Genomic DNA, 4,682 nt, shown 5'->3' with positions numbered 1-4,682 from the left:
AGTTCATAATTATCCCAAACACTTTGGGTAGCTTTAAGCATTACGCCTATAGAAGGTGTAATCCAATAATTATATTCTATACCAGCAGAAATTGAAGTAAAAACGGCACGATCTACATTATTTACAGTTCCAAAACTGTTTGTACCATTTAAGTTTGCAGAAAAATCATTTATCTCTCCTAGTACTTTCAAGGAATGCCTTTTGTTGATGTCCCATTTTACATACGTATTTGGGATACCTAAAACGGCTGACCAATTTTCATTAAACCTAGCTTTGGCTTGTATTACAGGATTTACAGTTGTTGTTCCATTAAGTGTTAAGTAACCTGCTCCAACATCAAGTTGTATATATCCTCCTTTTTTAAAGTAAAAAGTGCGTTCCAAATAAGCTAGTCCGTTAAAATTATAATCATCACTAGTTAAATTTTCTTCTAAGTTAGATGCTATATATGGTGCTGCCAGAATATTTAATGACCATTTATCTGAAAACTTGTAATTAGCAAATAAGCTTAAGTTAACATTGTAAAATTTATCCAGGGCGGTAACATCTCTAAATTGATTACTATCCTTATAATCAAACTGGTGTATATCCAATCCAATAGTTGTAAAAAGAGATAGCTTTTTTAAACGTATTGGCGGAATGCTTAGTTTACCACTTATTCTATTATAAGTAAAATCTTCAGTAGCTATATTAGGTGTGTACTGAATGTAAAAAACATCTCTATCAAGGACGTTTACTTCTCCTGTTACTTGTGCATTTACTTGTTGATATAGTAGTCCTATAAAAATATATGTGATATACTTTTTCATTATATATGTTTTTTTAAATAGAAAGGAAGATTATTTTAAAGTTATTGATAAGTGAAGTTTTGGTTCGTTTAAAATGAACTTCGCATCTTTATAACTAGGAATGGAATTGCTAGTAGGATTGTTAGATGCGCCTACTTTTTCTTTAGGAATACCAAAAAAGTTGGTATCTAATAATTTATTGTTATTAATATCATAAAAACAAGAAATAGCATATTCCCCATAAGGGAAATCTTTAATTGAAAAAGATTCTTTGCTTGAAGTTATTTTAAAACGATACGTTTTAAAAGCAGTATTTCCGTTATTTGGAAACCCTTTGAAGCTACTAAATACACTTAATTCTATATAACCTCTTCCTTTATCAATTCCAGAAAATTCAATAGAAACTGTTCCTGTGTTTTTTTGATTTTTTTCTTTTATAGGCCCAATTGTAAATAATAAGCTCATAAGTAATACTTTAAATATCATAATTTATTTTTTATAATTATGATACAAAGATGAGCAAGATTCAGTTTGGGAAAATTGCCAAATGGCAAGAAATAAAATTAACGAATATTTTTTCTGATACGACTAAGAGAGCTAGGAGTTATTCCTAAATAAGAAGCCAATTGTTTCAATGGCACTCTATTTATAATATCTGATTTTTTAAGTAAATGTAAATAGCGAGTTTCGGCATCCATAATTTGAAATGAGATTAAAGTTTCAACTAAGTTTAAGCATAGTTCTTCCATCATTTTTCTTCCAAATTCTTGCCATTCAGGATGCTGTTTATAGAATTGATGCATTTTTTCAGCTTCAATACTCAATATAGTAGATTTACCTATAGTCAGTACCTTTGCTTTAGAAGGCTGCCCTGATTTTATTGATTCTAGGTCACTAAAAAAATTATTTTCAAATAATAACCAAGCAGTTACTTCTTTATCTGGTGTATCAATAACTATTCGGATACCACCAGAAACTATAAAATAGTAGTTCGTCACATACTGTCCGTTCCTGATAATAGTTTGGTCATTATCATATTCTTTTATATTGAAACATGATAATATAGTATCTAAAACACTTTTTTTAATTGTTATTTTTGAATTGATATATTCTTTTAGTGTGTTCATTTTTTTATTACTGCCAACGTGTTGTGTATGGTTAGTTGCGTGATTTAAGCACTAAAGTTAGTAAATAAATCACAGATAGAAAGTCCGCGAGGCCTTCGTAAATTGGCTAAAACCAGCAATTAATTTTACACGGTGTTACCTGCTGGCTTTTTTAAATGTGATTTATAATATTACGACCTACGGACTTTGAATTTTATAATTAGACTAATTCCTCAGTTTTAAAAGCTGTTATATTCTTGCGTTTTTCATTATTCTTTTTCATTCCAAAGAGGACTCGAGTAACTTTAAAAGGATAAATTAACAGACGATATAAGAGTACAATGACAAAAAATGAGCTCATAAAAAGCAGTATCATTTTAACAGGGATATTTAAATTCAGCTGAATAATATAGTATCCAAAAATCACTATTACCGTCTGATGTAATATATAAAATGGGTAAATAGCTTCGTTCATCCTTTTGAGCAAAAGACTAGGTTTGTTGAGGTAAACTTGTCCATATCCCAACAAGGTCAAAACAAAGCACCACCCCAACAAACAGCATAAGCCATACCAAATATCCCAACGAACGGAAGTGCTTAAATAGGGTTCAACGTAATCATTGGGTGCGAAGTAATAACTGTAGAACATTAGTGTGCTAATTATAAAACTAACAAGGTGAAAGCGTCTGTATTTTTTTAGGTTTTCCCAAAACACTTGTGAGCTCGCAAATAAAATTCCTGTAATAAAGAAATAGGTGTAGAAGAAGGTTTCCGAAAGATTGGTTAGAGAAGATGAGCCAGTCGGGTAATACCTTTTAAGGACTACTGTCAAAATTATTAAGGGTAATCCTCCTAACAATAGACCCAATTTATTAGAAGATGTTCTTTCAAACCAAGTTCTAAAACCTTGAGATTTTTGAGATTTAAGAAAAATAATTAGTGGAATCACAAGTAAAGAAATAATATAAAGATTTTCTATAAACCAAAGGTGGTTTGTTTCAAATCGTCCGCTCGTGTATAGCTGCCAGTAAGATTCATATTCATTGATGTATTGAAAATAAGTCTGTGGTGGTACAATAAATAGTATTCCAAAAATGAGTGGAATTAAAAGTCTGCCTGTGCGCTCTTTAGAAAATTGTTTCCAAGTCCTTTTAGAAAAAGCAAGTACGGTTCCAGTACCAGATATTAAAAAAAGTAAGGGCAGTCTAAATTGTTCAAAGTAGACCATGATGTCGTCTAACAATTTACTAGATTCGGAATTCATAATGTGAAAATCGTCGCCATTAAAAGGCATCGCTAGATGATGGAAATAAACAGCTAGAATGGCAATAACACGTAACCAGTCTAAATCATATCTTCTTGTTGTAGTATCCATTGATTTTTTTTTTGATGGCAAATATAAAAACAATATCAATGATGTTTTAGGCTAAGTGACAAATGACAATCCAAAGTGACGAAATACAAACTTACTTTTTATTGTAATTAGTAAAAACACGATTAAATTCTTGAATCTTGGATCGGGATACTGGAATAGCCGCTTCAGAGAAGTTTTTTAAGCGAAGCATATATCCTTGAGCATTGCCAGAAATGGATTCGATAGTCTGCAAATTTACCAAGTAAGAGCGATGAACTTTAAACACATAAGGAAAGGAACTTAACTGTTCTTCAAATTCCTTTAAAGTCATTCGCTTTAACAATTTTTCAAATCCTGTAACACTGCTGTAAATAATTTCGATATAGTTACTCTCTACTTTTGCAAAAAGAAATGTCCCTATGTTTACTTCAAATTGCTCTCCAGGTATTGGTGTGTTTATATGTATAGAGTTGCTCTTCTTTGTAATTGATGATTTAGTAGCTATTTGGTTTAAAAAATTAAAGTGCCTGTACAATAATCGCTCAAGGTTTAGAGGTAAAATGACAACTAAAATTAAGCTACCTACCAAAAAAGTGTTCCGAATTTCCTCCCAGAAATAGCGAAATGACCAGTTATCGGGATTAGTATAAATAAAATCCCGAAGGAAAAAACTGGCAAGACCAATTAAAAAGAGAACATGTGCTAGATGTAAAAATTCCTTACCAAGCGTCCAATGACTGGTGTTCTTTACGGTTTTATTGAGTAAAAAAAGATAGCCCAAAGCAATAGGTATCGGAATAAAGGCGTGCAATATTAGAATCCACAAACTACTTATTTTGTGCTCAGCCTGGTTCATACTAAATGGCTCAAATAAATAGGAAAACAGAAAGCTTATGATGGACATACAACAAAGAAGTATAAATACTTTTTTTAAGTCTTCATAATAAAAAGGATAAGCCTGCTTTATATACGCGTTAATTTTCATTTAATATTATTTTGACTATGAAGCCTAGATTTTTCAGCTTGCAGGTAACGTGTTTGTATAAGGTTAGTTGCGTCTTTTAAGCGGTGAATTTAGTAAATAAAACACTAACCAAGAAAGTCCGTTTGGACTTTTGTAAATAGACAATTTACCAGCAATTAATTTTATACGATGTTGTCTTTAGTTCTTTTCAACTTTCTAATTTGTTGAATGTATAAAAAACTAATTCTTCTTGAATTTCTTATTAATAATTTTTCTTTTCCATTCTTCTCCAAAGAAATCAAAAATATCAAGATAATAAACTCCCAAAGCAAGTGCATAAAAAATCAGCATATAAAAAAATAAATACCAACCTTCTGAATCAGAATCGAAAAGCGCAATAATAAAAAATACAACCAAGCTAAATATAGCTAGCGCAAGAAACCCATAAAAACCTTTTACATTTTGAACAT

5 protein-coding genes and 1 pseudogene are annotated in these 4,682 nt (G+C 30.8%); all 6 read right to left on the bottom strand.

Annotated elements, in window-relative coordinates:
- On the bottom strand, positions 1-809 hold an 809-nt coding region (locus tag B2U95_RS13620), incomplete at its 3' end, for a DUF6268 family outer membrane beta-barrel protein (RefSeq protein ID WP_296317113.1).
- Between the two features lie 30 nt (positions 810-839).
- Positions 840-1,274, bottom strand: a complete 435-nt coding sequence (locus B2U95_RS13615) for a DUF2141 domain-containing protein (RefSeq protein ID WP_296317111.1) — start codon at positions 1,272-1,274, stop codon at positions 840-842.
- A gap of 77 nt (positions 1,275-1,351) precedes the next feature.
- Positions 1,352-1,915, bottom strand: a complete 564-nt coding sequence (locus B2U95_RS13610) for a Crp/Fnr family transcriptional regulator (protein WP_296317109.1) — start codon at positions 1,913-1,915, stop codon at positions 1,352-1,354.
- Positions 1,916-2,114: 199 nt separating this feature from the next.
- Positions 2,115-3,269 carry an acyltransferase family protein gene (locus B2U95_RS13605; protein ID WP_296317107.1) on the bottom strand — a complete coding sequence of 385 codons (1,155 nt, stop codon included), beginning with the start codon at positions 3,267-3,269 and terminating at the stop codon, positions 2,115-2,117.
- 91 nt (positions 3,270-3,360) lie between these two features.
- The gene (locus B2U95_RS13600) at positions 3,361-4,233 is read right to left on the bottom strand and encodes a LytR/AlgR family response regulator transcription factor (RefSeq protein ID WP_296317106.1); all 873 of its coding nucleotides are present in this window, start codon (positions 4,231-4,233) and stop codon (positions 3,361-3,363) included.
- 219 nt (positions 4,234-4,452) lie between these two features.
- Positions 4,453-4,682, bottom strand: a pseudogene (locus B2U95_RS13595) (hypothetical protein); the annotation flags it as partial.

Source organism: Winogradskyella sp. UBA3174, from assembly GCF_002364335.1.
GTDB lineage: Bacteria > Bacteroidota > Bacteroidia > Flavobacteriales > Flavobacteriaceae > Winogradskyella.
The sequence above is the reverse complement of the archived record's forward strand: the minus strand, read 5'-3'. Positions and strand labels throughout refer to the sequence as shown.